The sequence below is a fragment of the Klebsiella quasipneumoniae subsp. quasipneumoniae genome (genome assembly GCF_020525925.1).
Taxonomy (GTDB): Bacteria; Pseudomonadota; Gammaproteobacteria; order Enterobacterales; family Enterobacteriaceae; genus Klebsiella; species Klebsiella quasipneumoniae.
In genome coordinates, this window is the sequence record NZ_CP084876.1 from 5,264,360 (window position 1) to 5,278,956 (window position 14,597).

Genomic DNA, 14,597 nt, shown 5'->3' on the forward strand with positions numbered 1-14,597 from the left:
GACTTATGGCTTATCAATCGCAAGATATTATTCGTCGTTCCGCGACTAACGGTTTCACCCCCGCGCCTCAGGCGCGGGACCACCAGCAGGAGGTGGCGAAGCTTATCGACGTCACCACCTGTATCGGCTGCAAAGCCTGTCAGGTGGCCTGCTCCGAATGGAACGATATTCGTGATGAAGTCGGTCACAACGTCGGGGTGTATGACAACCCGGCGGACCTGACCGCCAAGTCATGGACGGTAATGCGCTTCTCGGAAGTGGAGCAAAACGACAAGCTGGAATGGCTCATCCGCAAAGATGGCTGCATGCACTGCGCCGATCCGGGCTGCCTGAAGGCCTGCCCGTCAGAAGGCGCGATCATTCAGTACGCCAACGGCATCGTCGATTTCCAGTCCGAGCAGTGCATCGGCTGCGGTTACTGTATCGCCGGCTGTCCTTTCGATGTGCCGCGTCTGAACCCGGAAGACAACCGCGTCTACAAATGTACCCTGTGCGTAGACCGCGTCACCGTCGGCCAGGAACCGGCCTGCGTGAAAACCTGCCCAACCGGCGCCATCCACTTTGGCTCCAAAGAGGATATGAAAACGCTGGCCGGCGAGCGCGTGGCTGAGCTGAAAACCCGCGGTTACGACAATGCGGGCCTGTACGATCCGGCCGGCGTCGGCGGCACCCACGTCATGTACGTGCTGCACCATGCCGACAAGCCGAATCTGTACCACGGCCTGCCGGAAAACCCGGAGATCAGCCAGACCGTCAAGTTCTGGAAAGGCATCTGGAAACCGCTGGCGGCCGTCGGCTTCGCCGCGACCTTCGCAGCCAGTATCTTCCACTACGTCGGCGTCGGTCCGAACCGCGCGGAAGAGGAAGAGGACAACCTGCATGAAGAGAAAGACGAGGTGCGCAAATGAAACGACGTGACACCATCGTGCGCTACACGGCGCCGGAACGCATCAACCACTGGGTCACCGCCTTCTGCTTCATCCTGGCGGCGGTAAGCGGGTTAGGCTTTTTCTTCCCGTCCTTTAACTGGCTGATGCATATCCTCGGCACGCCGCAGCTGGCGCGAATTCTCCACCCATTCGTCGGGGTGGTGATGTTCGCGTCGTTCATCATCATGTTTTTCCGTTACTGGCACCACAACCTAATCAATCGGGATGATATCTTTTGGGCGAAGAATATTCGTAAGATCGTCGTCAACGAGGAGGTGGGCGATACCGGACGCTATAACTTCGGCCAGAAATGCGTATTCTGGGCGGCGATTATCTTCCTGGTACTGCTGCTGGTGAGCGGTGTGATCATCTGGCGTCCGTATTTTGCGCCGGCTTTCTCAATCCCGGTGATCCGATTTGCGCTGATGCTGCATTCATTTGCCGCAGTGGCGTTAATTGTGGTTATCATGGTGCATATCTACGCCGCCCTCTGGGTGAAAGGCACCATTACCGCGATGGTGGAAGGCTGGGTCACCAGTACGTGGGCGAAGAAACATCACCCGCGCTGGTACCGAGAGGTCCGCCAGAAACAGGAAAAGTCATCTGAATGAGTATTCGCATAATCCCGCAAGACGAGCTGGGTTCGAGCGAGAAACGCACGGCGGAAGCCATTCCGCCGCTACTGTTCCCCAGACTGAAAAATTTGTATAACCGCCGCGCTGAACGCCTGCGCGAGCTGGCCGCCAACAACCCGCTGGGCGATTATCTGCGCTTTGCCGCGCTGATCGCCCATGCCCAGGAAGTGGTGCTGTACGACCATCCGCTGCAGATGGATCTCACCGCCCGCATTAAAGCGGCCAGCGAACAGGGCAAGCCGCCGCTGGATATCCACGTCCTGCCGCGCGACAAACACTGGCACAAGCTGCTGCACTCGCTGATTGCCGAGCTGAAGCCGGAGATGAGCGGCCCGGCGCTGGCGGTGATTGAGAATCTGGAAAAAGCCTCTGAGCAGGAGCTGGAGCAGATGGCCAGCGCGCTGTTTGCTTCCGACTTCGCCTCGGTCAGCAGCGATAAAGCGCCGTTCATCTGGGCCGCGCTGTCGCTCTACTGGGCGCAGATGGCCAGCCTGATCCCCGGAAAAGCGCGCGCCGAATACGGCGAACAGCGCCAGTTCTGCCCGGTGTGCGGCTCGATGCCGGTCTCCAGCATCGTGCAGATCGGTACCACCCAGGGGCTGCGCTATCTGCACTGCAATCTGTGCGAAACCGAGTGGCACGTGGTACGCGTCAAATGTAGCAATTGCGAACAGAGCCGCGATCTGCACTACTGGTCACTGGACAACGAGCAGGCTGCGGTGAAAGCTGAAAGCTGTGGCGACTGCGGAACCTACCTGAAGATTATGTATCAGGAGAAGGATCCAAAAGTCGAAGCCGTCGCCGACGATTTGGCATCCCTGGTGCTCGACGCCCGCATGGAGCAGGAAGGCTTCGCCAGAAGCTCAATAAACCCGTTCATGTTCCCTGGCGAAGGGGAGTAAGTTCTCATCAAACCGGGAAGCACTTGCGACCCGGTCTTTCAATGCGTTTCTATAAAGCTCATCTTGCTACGCCATTGGCTTACAGTAATCGAATCAGGCTCGTACAGCTACCAGTCACACATTACAAGTGCCAAACCGCAGTATCCAGCACCTCGGCCGGCATTCACGCATTTTTGCGAGCCGCTTTCCAGAACGTAAAGGCGATCTCATCAAGTCTGTCTTTTCGCCATAATCCAGGCTATAACACTGGATATTAAAACAGTATAAGGAACTTCACATGGCGCTGGAAAAAGGGATTGCTTCGCTGGTTGAGGCGTTTATTGCGGCAGAGCGTCCGTCATCACGCGATCAACATATTGATGATCGGAGAGCCGGCTATATCGCCAGCGCGGTACTCGCCGGGGAGATGGAAACCAGAGTGCGGGTGGAGGATATCACGCTGGAGGGGATGAACTTCCGCATCGTTTCACCACCCACCGCCAGCGGCTTGTTGCCGACACTTATCTACTACCACGGCGGCTGTTTTGTCAGCGGCGGCTTTGCCACCCACGACAATCAGCTCCGTCAGCTAGCCTGGTTCAGCGGCTGCCGGGTGATCGCCGTGCAGTACCGCCTGGCGCCGGAGCATACCTTTCCGGCAGCGCACGATGACGCAGAACAAGGTGTCATGATTATCCACCGACACGCGGAGCAGCTTGGCGTTGACGCATCACGCATCACCCTGGCTGGCGACAGCGCCGGCGGGCACCTCGCTCTGGTAACGGCCCTGCGCCTGAAAGCGAATACGGCGTGGCAACCCGCGCAACTGATTCTGATTTATCCCATGCTTGACCCCACCGCCAGCATGGCGAGCTACGTCAGCAACGGCGCTGACTATGTGATTACCCGGGACACGCTGCTGAGCGGCTATGAAATGTACCTCGCCTCGACGCCGGCGAACCATCCGGATGCCAGTCCGCTCTGGCGCGACGATTTTCACGGTTTGCCGCCGGTGCATATTCTGACGGCGGAGTTCGATCCTTTACGCGACGAGGGCGAAGCGCTGCATCGAAGGCTGATGGCGCAAGGGGTGGAGAGTTCCTGTCAGCGCTATCTGGGAGTGATCCACGGCTTCTTTCAGCTGGGGGGGATCAGCCGCGCCGCGCGAGAGGCCATGCGGGATATCGCCTGGCGCGTAGCATCGCCAGGACGATAACCGCCCGGGGCTACTCTTCCTCGTTGCCGCCCTCTTCGTAAGAGCCAAAGGGCTTCGCCGGCAGCACGATGTAGATCCCCTCGAATACGGCGCCCTGTTTATCGTCGCCAAAAAGCTCCACCTGCATTTGCACGCGGGCTTTACGCCCACGCGCCAGACGGTCAAGATCGCCGCTCAGAGAACCGAGGTCGGCAATGGCGCTGGGGCGGCCGCTAATGGGCTGACTGTAGCGGATGTGCGCATCCGCCAGAATGATGGTGCCCCCCAGGTGCCGCTCGCGCAGCATCAGCCAGATAAGCCCCCATCCGGTTAAGGTGGCGAGCGAGAACAAGCTGCCGGCAAACAGCGTGTGGTGCGGATTCTGATTCCCCGCTTCCGGCATGGTAGTAATAAATTTCTGCCCGGTGTACTGCTGAATGCGCACGCCCATCTTTTCACTCAGCGGGATATGCTGATACCACGCCTGCTGTAGCTGCGCGCACCAGTCGCCGCGGTGGAGAATATCGTCCAGCGACGCGACCGGTTTAATCATCAGGAAATGACGGATCGGCGTGGTGGTCGGGGTAGTAATCTCCCCCTGATTGACAAAGCCGAGCTTGGCGAAAAACTCCACCGCATCTTCGCGAGCGCTACAGGTGACCCGCTTAACCCCTTCCTGACGCGCGACGGACTCGAGGGTCATCGCCATCAGCGTACCCAGCCCTTTATCCTGCACCGAGGGATGAACGGCCATAAAGCGAATGGAAGCTTCATTCTCCGCATTGATATATAGCCGGCCGACGGCCACCAGGTTGCCCTCTTCATCCACCACCATCTGATGATGCGCCATCGCATCCCAGGCGTCACGTTCCGAACCCTTAGGCTGATGCAGCGGCTTACGCAGCATTTCCCAACGGAACTGATAGTAGCTCTCTAACTCTTCTGCTGTTTGCGGTACACGAAGGTGATACATAGTCGTACTCTCTTTTGTTACCCGCAGCCTGCCCGGAAGCTGGGTCATACCTGCAACCAAAAGGTCACGGGACCATCATTGACCAAAGAAACCTGCATATCCGCAGCGAATCTTCCGGTCTGGGTGTTCATTTCCTGCTGGCGACAGCGGGCGACAAAATACTCATACAGCGCCTCAGCGCGGTCCGGAGCAGCACCTTTCGAGAAGCTCGGCCGCATCCCCCGCTCGGTATCGGCCGCCAGCGTAAATTGCGAAACCACCAGCACGCTGCCGCCCGCCTGCTGAACATTCAGGTTCATTTTCCCCTCCGCATCGCTGAAGATGCGGTAGCCCAGCACGCGCTCGCAGAGGCGATTCGCTTTTTGTTCATCATCGTCTTTTTCGACCCCCAGCAGCACCAGAAGCCCCGGGCCAATTTCGCCCGTCACTTCGTCCGCCACGGTAACGCTTGCACGGGATACGCGTTGAATTAATGCAATCATGGTTGTTCTGTTTCTTCTGTTTTAAGTTTGCGGTATTCACCGAGAGTGACAGTAATTTCAGCGCCAAGCAAGACGATACACCAGGTCCAGTACACCCAGACGAACAAAATCGGCACCACCGAAATCACGCCATAAATGAGCTGATAGGACGGAAAGGTGGTGATATAGAGGGCAAACGCTTTTTTACCTGCCTCGAACAGCAGCGCCGCCACCAGCGCCCCGATCACCGCGTCGCGGTTACGCACCTGGGTGGTGGGTACAATACTGTAGAGCAGCCAGAATGCTGCCCAGGAGAGGATCAGCGGGAAAAGGCGGAGCAGATTATCAATTACGCCGTCGAGGTCGCTTGCCCAGCGCAGCGACAGCAGATAGGAACTGATCGCCAGGCTGGCGCCCGCCAGCAGCGGACCAAGGGTCAGGATCATCCAGTAGACGGCAAAGGAGTAAACTTTGGGCCGGCTGCGCGTGCTGCGCCAGATGGTGTTTAGCGCGCTGTCGATCGAGTACATCAGCAGCAGCGAGGTCACGATCAGGCCAAAGGCGCCTACGGCGGTCATGCGGCTGGAATTGGCGACGAACTGCTCGATATATCCCTGGATCACATCCCCGGTCGCCGGAATAAAATTGGCGAAGATAAAATGGCGGATCTGCACGCTGACTTCGGAGAACATGGGGAAGGCCGCAAACAGCGCGAACACGACGGCAATCAGCGGCACCAGGGACAGTAATGACACATAGGCGAGGTTCCCCGCCAGGGTGGTCATATGGTCTTCATCAATACGCCGCCACAGCAGCTTAAGCCACGCCAGCAGCGGCCGGGTATGGTGGAGTAATTTTTGATGAACGGTTCTTAACATAGCTGTTTCGCGAAATAGTCAGGGATGGTCTTCTTCCCGGTCACCAGAATACTGGTGATCCCCAACCGGTTAGCCCCTGCTATATTATCGACGTTATCATCAAAAAAGACCGTATCTGCGGCGGAAAAACCCTCTTCTTCCAGTACTCGCTGATAAATTTGCGCTTCAGGCTTACGCATTCCCATCTCCTGAGACAGATAGATGCGATCGGCGGCAGCGCGCACTTCCGGGTATTCATCCGGCCAGAACGTGGTGTGAAGACGATTGGTATTGGAGAGCACCACCACGCGATGGCCCTGGGCACGCAGTTTTTGCATGATCGCAATCACTTCCGGACGCAGCGCGACAAACACCGCCTGCCAGCCGTGAGCAAACTGCTCATAGCTGAGGGACATATTCATTTCATGGCACATGGCGGCGGCAAAATCTTCATCGCTGAGCTCGCCGCGCTCATGCTGATGGAATGCCTCTCCCATGGTGAAATGCTGCTTCAGCGTCGCCAGCGGGATGCGGGTTAAATCGCTCCAGGCCCCCAATACCCGGTTGAAGTCAATGTCGACAATCACATTACCTAAATCAAAGATATAGAGCATTTTCGTCTCCTTCCGCGCCGTGGAAAATTAACTTTAGCGGGAAAGGCAGGATTTGACTATTGGCGTGTGATGCAGGAATCAAAAAAAGAAACCCCGCCGGAGAGGCGGGGTTTTACGAACAACAAGAAGAATAAATTACTCTTCTTTTGCACCGCGCATTGCGCGTTTACGGTCGTTCTCGGTCAGGTGACGTTTACGGATACGGATAGAGGTCGGAGTGACTTCTACCAGTTCGTCGTCATCGATGAACTCCAGAGCCTGCTCCAGGGTCATCTTAACCGGCGGAACCAGAACCGTGGCTTCGTCAGTACCGGACGCACGCATGTTGGTCAGTTTCTTACCGGTCAGGCAGTTTACCGTCAGGTCGTTAGAACGGCTGTGAATACCGATGATCTGGCCTTCGTAAACTTCCGCACCGTGACCGAGGAACAGCTTACCGCGATCCTGCAGACCGAACAGGGCGAACGCTACCGCTTTACCCTGACCGTTGGAGATCAGCACGCCGTTGTTACGCTGGCCCACTTCGCCCGGACGAACGTCGTCGTAGTGGCTGAAGGTGGAGTACAGCAGACCGGTACCGGAGGTCATGGTCATGAACTCTGAACGGAAGCCGATCAGACCGCGGCTTGGGATCACGTAGTCGAGACGTACGCGGCCTTTTCCGTCCGGATTCATGTTTTTCAGGTCGCCTTTACGCTCGCCCAGCGCCTGCATAACAGAACCCTGGTGCTGCTCTTCGACGTCCAGCGTCACGTTCTCGAACGGCTCTTGTTTACGGCCGTCGATTTCACGGAAGATAACTTTCGGACGGGAAACCGCCATCTCGAAACCTTCACGACGCATGTTTTCAATCAGAACGGACAGGTGCAGTTCACCACGGCCGGAAACGCGGAACGCATCAGCGTCTTCGGTTTCTTCAACGCGCAGCGCCACGTTGTGCACCAGCTCTTTGTTCAGGCGGTCCAGAATCTGGCGAGAGGTAACGAACTTACCTTCTTTACCGCAGAACGGAGAGGTGTTGACGTTGAAGAACATGGAAACGGTCGGTTCATCGACGGACAGGGCCGGCAGCGCTTCGACATTCTGCGGATCGCAGATGGTGTCGGAGATGTTCAGCTCGCCCAGACCGGTGATCGCGATGATGTCGCCAGCTTCAGCTACGTCGCTCTCGATACGCTCAAGACCCAGGTGGGTCAGTACTTTACCGACTTTACCGTTACGGGTTTTGCCTTCGCTATCGATGATAGTGACCTGCTGGTTCGGCTTCACTTTACCGCGTTTGATGCGGCCGATGCCGATGACGCCAACGTAGTTGTTGTAGTCCAGCTGGGAGATCTGCATCTGCAGCGGACCGTCAAGGTCAACATCCGGCGCCGGCACGCGATCGACAATCGCCTGGTACAGCGGGGTCATGTCTTCAGCCATGTCTTCGTGGTCCAGACCCGCGATACCGTTCAGCGCGGACGCGTAAACGATCGGGAAGTCCAGCTGTTCGTCGGTCGCGTCGAGGTTAACGAACAGGTCGAACACCTGATCGACAACCCAGTCCGGACGCGCGCCCGGGCGGTCAACTTTGTTGATGACCACGATCGGCTTCAGACCGTGGGCAAAAGCTTTTTTGGTCACGAAGCGCGTTTGCGGCATCGGGCCATCAAAGGCATCTACCACCAGCAGCACAGAGTCAACCATGGACATAACACGCTCAACTTCACCTCCGAAGTCGGCGTGCCCTGGGGTATCAACGATGTTGATACGGTAATCATTCCATTTGATTGCGGTGTTTTTCGCGAGGATGGTAATCCCACGCTCTTTCTCCAAATCGTTGGAGTCCATCACACGTTCTTGTGCTTCAGTACGTGCGTCGAACGTACCGGATTGCTGTAGCAGCTTGTCAACCAGGGTAGTTTTACCATGGTCAACGTGCGCGATGATGGCGATATTACGCAGATTTTCGATCACAACTTTGCCTCAGGCATTAGAAATAGCGCGTTATTGTACACGTATTAAGCGAAGGACTGAACAGGATCACAAACATCCTCCGCAAACAAGTATTGCAGAGTTTCTTTGTGACCGCTTTCACGGAGCGATAAAAGGGCACCGTAACAAAAATTGCACCAAAATGGTGCTCAATGTTCACACTGAGGCACTATTTTGGTGCATTATCTCCATCATGGTGCAGTCCTTTTGCACTATGGTGCGCATGATACAGCGTTTTATAGGGCATTTAAAAGTTGGCACAGATTTCGCTTTATATTTTTTAAGGCAACAACGCCACTTTTAAGCAGTATGAAGTTTTCGTTACCACGACGACAATGACCAATCCGGGAGAGTTTAAGTATGTCCGCTGAACACGTTTTGACGATGCTGAACGAGCACGAAGTGAAGTTTGTCGATCTGCGCTTCACCGATACCAAAGGTAAAGAACAGCACGTCACGATTCCGTCTCATCAGGTAAATGCCGAATTCTTCGAAGAAGGCAAAATGTTTGATGGCTCCTCGATTGGTGGCTGGAAAGGTATCAACGAATCTGACATGGTCCTGATGCCGGACGCTTCCACCGCGGTCATTGACCCGTTCTACGAAGAACCGACCCTGATCATCCGCTGCGATATCCTCGAGCCAGGCACCCTGCAGGGCTATGACCGTGACCCGCGCTCCATCGCGAAACGCGCTGAAGAGTACCTGCGCGCCACCGGCATCGCTGACACCGTCCTGTTTGGGCCAGAACCAGAATTCTTCCTGTTCGACGACATCCGTTTCGGCGCCTCTATCTCCGGCTCCCATGTCGCGATCGATGACATCGAAGGTGCGTGGAACTCCTCCACCAAATACGAAGGCGGTAACAAAGGTCACCGTCCGGGCGTGAAAGGGGGTTACTTCCCGGTTCCGCCAGTAGACTCTTCTCAGGATATCCGTTCCACCATGTGTATGATCATGGAAGAGATGGGCCTGGTTGTTGAAGCTCACCACCACGAAGTGGCTACCGCAGGTCAGAACGAAGTGGCAACCCGCTTCAACACCATGACCAAAAAAGCGGACGAAATTCAGATTTACAAATACGTTGTTCACAACGTCGCTCACCGCTTTGGTAAAACCGCGACCTTTATGCCGAAACCGATGTTCGGCGACAACGGCTCCGGCATGCACTGCCATATGTCTCTGGCGAAGAACGGCACCAACCTGTTCTCCGGCGACAAATACGCAGGTCTGTCTGAGCAGGCGCTGTTCTACATCGGCGGCGTAATCAAACACGCTAAAGCCATCAACGCCCTGGCGAACCCGACCACCAACTCCTACAAGCGTCTGGTCCCGGGTTACGAAGCGCCGGTTATGCTGGCTTACTCTGCCCGTAACCGCTCTGCCTCCATCCGTATTCCGGTGGTGACCTCTCCGAAAGCGCGTCGTATCGAAGTGCGCTTCCCGGACCCGGCTGCCAACCCGTACCTGTGCTTTGCGGCGCTGCTGATGGCTGGCCTCGATGGTATCAAGAACAAAATCCATCCGGGCGAAGCAATGGACAAAAACCTGTACGACCTGCCGCCGGAAGAAGCGAAAGAGATCCCGCAGGTTGCCGGTTCTCTGGAAGAAGCCCTGCAGGCCCTGGATGCTGACCGCGAGTTCCTGACAGCTGGCGGCGTCTTCACTAATGACGCTATCGATGCTTACATCGCCCTGCGTCTGGAAGAGAACGACCGCGTACGCATGACTCCGCATCCGGTTGAGTTCGAACTGTACTACAGCGTCTAATTTTGCTGTAAATCCAGGGTATGTCGTGTTGTGGCGCGGGATACCCGGGATATTTTGTTGCCGTGGAAACTTTCAGCCCATCTCAGGATGGGCTTTTTTCTCCACCAACACGCTGATCTCGCGAGCTTTTTACCGATAAAAAGCTATACTGCACTAAATTGGTGCACTCTTTTTCAGGAGACTGTCGAATGGCAACAGGCACACTGCCCGATGCTGGGCAGATCCTTAACTCTCTTATCAACAGTATCTTACTGGTCGATGACGACCTGGCGGTGCACTTTGCCAATCCTGCGGCCCAGCAGCTGCTGGCGCAGAGTTCGCGCAAACTGTTTGGCACCCCGTTACCTGAGCTGTTGAGCTATTTCTCATTGAATATCGGGCTGATGCAGGAGAGTCTGCAGGCGGGCCAGGGTTTTACCGATAACGAAGTGACGCTGGTTATCGATGGCCGCTCGCATATCCTGTCGCTGACCGCCCAGCGGCTGCCGGAAGGCTTTATTCTGCTGGAAATGGCGCCGATGGATAACCAGCGCCGCCTGAGCCAGGAGCAGCTACAGCACGCGCAGCAGGTCGCCGCCCGCGATCTGGTCCGCGGCCTGGCGCACGAGATTAAAAACCCGTTAGGCGGCCTGCGCGGCGCGGCACAGCTGCTCAGCAAAGCCCTGCCCGACCCGGCGCTAACGGAATATACCAAAGTGATCATCGAGCAGGCCGACCGGCTGAGAAATCTGGTCGATCGCCTGCTCGGGCCACAGCATCCGGGCATGCACGTTACCGAAAGCATCCACAAGGTCGCCGAACGGGTAGTGAAACTGGTCTCGATGGAGTTGCCGGACAACGTGAAGTTGATCCGTGATTACGACCCCAGCCTGCCGGAACTCCCCCACGACCCGGATCAAATTGAACAGGTGTTGCTGAACATCGTCCGTAATGCGCTGCAGGCGCTGGGGCCGGAAGGGGGCGAAATTGTTCTCCGTACCCGGACCGCTTTCCAGCTGACGCTGCACGGGGTGCGTTATCGCCTCGCCGCCCGTATTGACGTCGAAGATAATGGCCCGGGTATTCCGCCCCAGCTCCAGGATACGTTGTTTTATCCGATGGTCAGCGGCCGCGAAGGCGGTACCGGCCTGGGCTTATCTATCGCCCGCAGCCTTATCGATCAGCACTCCGGCAAAATTGAATTCACCAGCTGGCCGGGTCATACCGAATTTTCGGTATACCTGCCTATTCGGAAGTAGAGGTGTTTATGCAACGAGGGATAGCCTGGATCGTTGATGACGATAGCTCCATCCGCTGGGTGCTTGAACGCGCGCTCACCGGAGCCGGCTTGAGCTGCACAACGTTCGAAAGCGGCAATGAGGTGCTAGATGCCCTCACCACCAAAACCCCGGATGTACTGCTGTCAGATATCCGTATGCCGGGAATGGATGGCCTGGCGCTGCTCAAACAGATTAAGCAGCGTCATCCAATGCTTCCGGTCATCATAATGACCGCGCATTCCGATCTGGACGCTGCGGTCAGCGCTTATCAACAAGGCGCGTTTGATTATCTGCCCAAACCTTTTGATATCGATGAAGCCGTCGCCCTCGTCGACCGGGCGATTAGCCACTATCAGGAGCAGCAGCAGCCGCGAAATGCGCCGATAAGCAGCCCCACCGCCGATATCATTGGCGAGGCGCCGGCCATGCAGGATGTCTTTCGCATTATTGGCCGTCTGTCGCGCTCATCCATCAGCGTGCTGATCAATGGCGAATCCGGTACCGGTAAAGAGCTTGTCGCTCATGCCCTGCATCGTCATAGCCCGCGCTCAAAAGCGCCATTTATCGCGCTGAATATGGCGGCGATCCCCAAGGACCTGATCGAATCGGAACTGTTTGGGCATGAAAAAGGGGCCTTTACCGGCGCCAATACCGTCCGTCAGGGTCGCTTTGAACAGGCTGACGGCGGCACGCTGTTCCTGGATGAAATTGGCGATATGCCGCTGGATGTCCAGACTCGCCTGCTGCGCGTTCTGGCGGATGGCCAGTTTTATCGCGTGGGCGGTTACGCGCCGGTGAAGGTCGATGTGCGGATCATCGCCGCCACCCACCAGAATCTGGAGCAGCGGGTGCAGGAGGGGAAATTCCGTGAAGATTTATTCCACCGCCTGAACGTGATCCGGGTGCATTTGCCGCCGCTGCGCGAGCGTCGGGAAGATATTCCTCGTCTGGCCCGCCATTTTCTGCAGATTGCCGCCCGCGAGCTAGGTGTTGAAGCCAAACAGCTGCATCCGGAAACGGAGACAGCGCTGACCCGCCTGGCGTGGCCGGGCAACGTTCGCCAGCTGGAAAACACCTGTCGCTGGCTCACCGTCATGGCCGCCGGCCAGGAGGTGCTGACGCAGGATCTGCCGAGCGAACTGTTTGAGACCACCATTCCTGATAGCCCGACGCAGATGCAGCCAGACAGCTGGGCGACGCTGCTGGGTCAGTGGGCCGATCGGGCGCTGCGCTCCGGTCATCAAAACCTGCTCTCAGAAGCGCAACCCGAAATGGAACGCACGCTGCTGACAACCGCCCTGCGTCATACTCAAGGACATAAACAGGAGGCTGCGCGCCTGCTGGGATGGGGTCGTAATACCCTGACGCGTAAGCTAAAAGAGTTGGGTATGGAGTAGGGTTTGACGGCGTGATGAAAAATAGCCGATCAGCGCAAAGTGCTGCTATTTTGTACTTTACTGTTCCGATGAGTTGAGTATGATCGTGCCCGGCATTAGGGGAGAGCATCATGTTTGAATCACTGGTGAGTATGATATCGAGCGGCGCCGCTGCGAGTCACACGCCGCAAACGGCAGTCGCTGCCGTGCTGTGCGCTGCGCTGGTCGGGCTGTTCAGCTAATTGTTCCCCCTCTCCTGCGGGAGAGGGGGAAAACATTAAATCACCCGTGAGAACTGCTGCATCCGAGCCTTTTGCCGGAGATAGGCATCAAAGCACATGCAGATGTTGCGGATCAGCAGGCGGCCTTTCGCCGTTACCTGGATAGCCTTACTCTCCACCACCACCAGCCCGTCATGCGCCAGCGGCGCCAGCAGTTTCAGGTCCTCGGCAAAATAAGTCTGAAAATCCACGGCCCACTGCGCTTCGACGGCATCAATATCCAGACGGAAGTTACAGATCAACGCCTTAATCACGTCGCGACGCAAACAGTCGTCACGGGTTAACGCTATCCCGCGCCACAGGGCGTTCCCTTGCTCCGCCACCTGCTGGTAGTACTGCTTCAGCTCTTTTTGGTTCTGAGCGTAGCTGTCGCCAATCATGCTGATCGCAGACACGCCCATCCCCAGCAAATCGGTATCGCCCTGAGTGGTGTAGCCCTGGAAGTTGCGATGCAGTACGCCGTGACGTTGCGCGACCGCTAATTCATCATCAGGACGCGCGAAGTGGTCCATGCCGATAAACTGATAGCCCGCCGCCGTCAGCGAGCCGATGGTCTCCTGGAGGATCTCCAGCTTCTGTTCAGCGGAGGGCAGATCGGCATCTTTAATTTTGCGCTGTGCGGCAAAGAGCGTAGGCAGATGCGCGTAGTTAAACACGCTCAGGCGGTCAGGGTTGAGCTCGGCGACCTTTTGAAGGGTGAAGGCAAAGCTCTCCGGCGTTTGCTTCGGCAGGCCGTAGATGAGGTCGATATTGGTCGAAGTAAATCCAATCTCCCGCGCATGGCGAAGCAAGTCAAAGATGAACGCTTCGTCCTGCTCGCGGTTAACCAGACGCTGAACCTCTTTATTGAAGTCCTGCACGCCCATACTCAGGCGGTTGAAACCCTCAGCGCGTAAATGATCGAGGACATCCAGCTCGATTTCACGCGGATCGACCTCGATAGAGATCTCGGCTTCGGCGCTGAAATGAAAATGGGTACGCAACAGATCCATCAGGCGACTGATTTGCGCCTTATTGAGATAGGTCGGCGTGCCGCCTCCCCAGTGCAGTTGCTTAACCTGACGGTTGGCAAACAGCGGCGAGCGGTGGATGATCTCCTGTTCAAGGAGATCGAGATACTGATCGGCCTTATGCTGCTGGCGGGTGACGATCTTATTGCAGCCGCAGAAATAACACAGCTTATGGCAAAACGGGATATGCACATACAGCGACAGGGGGCGCTGTGGGTAACGGGCCACAGCGGCATCGAATTCCGCCGCGCCGAATTGTGGTGAAAACTCCAGCGCGGTGGGATACGAGGTATAGCGCGGCCCGGAATAGTTATATTTCTGGATCAGGGCCAGATCCCAGTCGATTATCTGCTCAGACATGCTCACTCCTTCCGATGGT

The 14,597-nt window shown here is 56.6% G+C and carries 14 protein-coding genes; 8 read left to right on the forward strand and 6 right to left on the reverse strand.

Annotated elements, in window-relative coordinates:
• The first annotated feature begins 5 nt into the window (after positions 1-5).
• From fdxH to LGM20_RS25195, 4 genes are all read left to right on the forward strand, one after another.
• Positions 6-908: a formate dehydrogenase subunit beta gene (fdxH, locus tag LGM20_RS25180; RefSeq protein WP_002882822.1), complete on the forward strand. Its 903-nt coding sequence runs from the start codon at positions 6-8 to the stop codon at positions 906-908.
• Complete coding sequence (gene fdoI, locus LGM20_RS25185; RefSeq protein ID WP_004203632.1) at positions 905-1,540, forward strand: formate dehydrogenase cytochrome b556 subunit; 636 nt, start codon at positions 905-907, stop codon at positions 1,538-1,540. The genes fdxH and fdoI overlap by 4 nt, the downstream gene beginning before the upstream one ends.
• Positions 1,537-2,466 carry a formate dehydrogenase accessory protein FdhE gene (gene fdhE / locus LGM20_RS25190; RefSeq protein WP_004203631.1) on the forward strand — a complete coding sequence of 310 codons (930 nt, stop codon included), beginning with the start codon at positions 1,537-1,539 and terminating at the stop codon, positions 2,464-2,466. The genes fdoI and fdhE overlap by 4 nt, the downstream gene beginning before the upstream one ends.
• Positions 2,467-2,743: 277 nt before the next feature.
• The gene (locus LGM20_RS25195) at positions 2,744-3,661 is read left to right on the forward strand and encodes an alpha/beta hydrolase (RefSeq protein WP_044520862.1); all 918 of its coding nucleotides are present in this window, start codon (positions 2,744-2,746) and stop codon (positions 3,659-3,661) included.
• Positions 3,662-3,671: 10 nt separating this feature from the next.
• Here LGM20_RS25195 and fabY read toward each other — a convergent pair whose 3' ends face one another.
• The 5 genes from fabY to typA form a co-directional block, all read right to left on the reverse strand.
• Positions 3,672-4,613, reverse strand: coding sequence for a fatty acid biosynthesis protein FabY (gene fabY / locus LGM20_RS25200; RefSeq protein WP_004178031.1), 942 nt, complete (start codon positions 4,611-4,613; stop codon positions 3,672-3,674).
• A gap of 44 nt (positions 4,614-4,657) precedes the next feature.
• Entirely contained in the window at positions 4,658-5,095 is a 438-nt protein-coding gene (dtd, locus tag LGM20_RS25205) for a D-aminoacyl-tRNA deacylase (protein ID WP_004203627.1), read from the reverse strand.
• On the reverse strand, positions 5,092-5,952 hold the full coding sequence (locus tag LGM20_RS25210) for a virulence factor BrkB family protein (RefSeq protein ID WP_004203625.1): 861 nt from the start codon (positions 5,950-5,952) through the stop codon (positions 5,092-5,094). Before LGM20_RS25210 ends, dtd begins: the two co-directional genes overlap by 4 nt.
• Positions 5,946-6,545 (reverse strand): glucose-1-phosphatase, encoded by a 600-nt coding sequence (gene yihX / locus LGM20_RS25215; protein WP_017899838.1) that lies wholly within the window; start codon positions 6,543-6,545, stop codon positions 5,946-5,948. The genes LGM20_RS25210 and yihX overlap by 7 nt, the downstream gene beginning before the upstream one ends.
• Positions 6,546-6,680: 135 nt before the next feature.
• Complete coding sequence (typA, locus tag LGM20_RS25220; protein ID WP_023291496.1) at positions 6,681-8,504, reverse strand: ribosome-dependent GTPase TypA; 1,824 nt, start codon at positions 8,502-8,504, stop codon at positions 6,681-6,683.
• 378 nt (positions 8,505-8,882) lie between these two features.
• Here typA and glnA point away from each other — a divergent pair, with 378 nt between their 5' ends.
• From glnA to LGM20_RS25240, 4 genes are all read left to right on the forward strand, one after another.
• Positions 8,883-10,292 (forward strand): glutamate--ammonia ligase, encoded by a 1,410-nt coding sequence (glnA, locus tag LGM20_RS25225; protein ID WP_004203622.1) that lies wholly within the window; start codon positions 8,883-8,885, stop codon positions 10,290-10,292.
• 188 nt (positions 10,293-10,480) lie between these two features.
• Positions 10,481-11,530, forward strand: coding sequence for a nitrogen regulation protein NR(II) (gene glnL, locus LGM20_RS25230; protein WP_004203621.1), 1,050 nt, complete (start codon positions 10,481-10,483; stop codon positions 11,528-11,530).
• A gap of 8 nt (positions 11,531-11,538) precedes the next feature.
• The gene (glnG, locus tag LGM20_RS25235) at positions 11,539-12,948 is read left to right on the forward strand and encodes a nitrogen regulation protein NR(I) (protein ID WP_002882749.1); all 1,410 of its coding nucleotides are present in this window, start codon (positions 11,539-11,541) and stop codon (positions 12,946-12,948) included.
• Positions 12,949-13,058: 110 nt separating this feature from the next.
• Positions 13,059-13,169 (forward strand): YshB family small membrane protein, encoded by a 111-nt coding sequence (locus tag LGM20_RS25240; RefSeq protein WP_004152951.1) that lies wholly within the window; start codon positions 13,059-13,061, stop codon positions 13,167-13,169.
• A 35-nt stretch (positions 13,170-13,204) separates the two neighbouring features.
• On the opposite strand, the gene hemN is transcribed toward LGM20_RS25240, so the two are convergent.
• Positions 13,205-14,578, reverse strand: a complete 1,374-nt coding sequence (hemN, locus tag LGM20_RS25245) for an oxygen-independent coproporphyrinogen III oxidase (RefSeq protein WP_044520856.1) — start codon at positions 14,576-14,578, stop codon at positions 13,205-13,207.
• Positions 14,579-14,597 lie beyond the last annotated feature (19 nt).

Excerpts from the sequence above, each read along its gene's own strand:
- fdxH (WP_002882822.1), top strand. The coding sequence starts at position 6 with ATGGCTTATCAATCGCAAGATATTATTCGTCGTTCCGCGACTAACGGT.
- fdoI (WP_004203632.1), top strand. The coding sequence starts at position 905 with ATGAAACGACGTGACACCATCGTGCGCTACACGGCGCCGGAACGCATC.
- fdhE (WP_004203631.1), top strand. The coding sequence starts at position 1,537 with ATGAGTATTCGCATAATCCCGCAAGACGAGCTGGGTTCGAGCGAGAAA.
- LGM20_RS25195 (WP_044520862.1), top strand. The coding sequence starts at position 2,744 with ATGGCGCTGGAAAAAGGGATTGCTTCGCTGGTTGAGGCGTTTATTGCG.
- fabY (WP_004178031.1), bottom strand. The coding sequence starts at position 4,613 with ATGTATCACCTTCGTGTACCGCAAACAGCAGAAGAGTTAGAGAGCTAC.
- dtd (WP_004203627.1), bottom strand. The coding sequence starts at position 5,095 with ATGATTGCATTAATTCAACGCGTATCCCGTGCAAGCGTTACCGTGGCG.
- LGM20_RS25210 (WP_004203625.1), bottom strand. The coding sequence starts at position 5,952 with ATGTTAAGAACCGTTCATCAAAAATTACTCCACCATACCCGGCCGCTG.
- yihX (WP_017899838.1), bottom strand. The coding sequence starts at position 6,545 with ATGCTCTATATCTTTGATTTAGGTAATGTGATTGTCGACATTGACTTC.
- glnA (WP_004203622.1), top strand. The coding sequence starts at position 8,883 with ATGTCCGCTGAACACGTTTTGACGATGCTGAACGAGCACGAAGTGAAG.
- glnL (WP_004203621.1), top strand. The coding sequence starts at position 10,481 with ATGGCAACAGGCACACTGCCCGATGCTGGGCAGATCCTTAACTCTCTT.
- glnG (WP_002882749.1), top strand. The coding sequence starts at position 11,539 with ATGCAACGAGGGATAGCCTGGATCGTTGATGACGATAGCTCCATCCGC.
- LGM20_RS25240 (WP_004152951.1), top strand. The coding sequence starts at position 13,059 with ATGTTTGAATCACTGGTGAGTATGATATCGAGCGGCGCCGCTGCGAGT.
- hemN (WP_044520856.1), bottom strand. The coding sequence starts at position 14,578 with ATGTCTGAGCAGATAATCGACTGGGATCTGGCCCTGATCCAGAAATAT.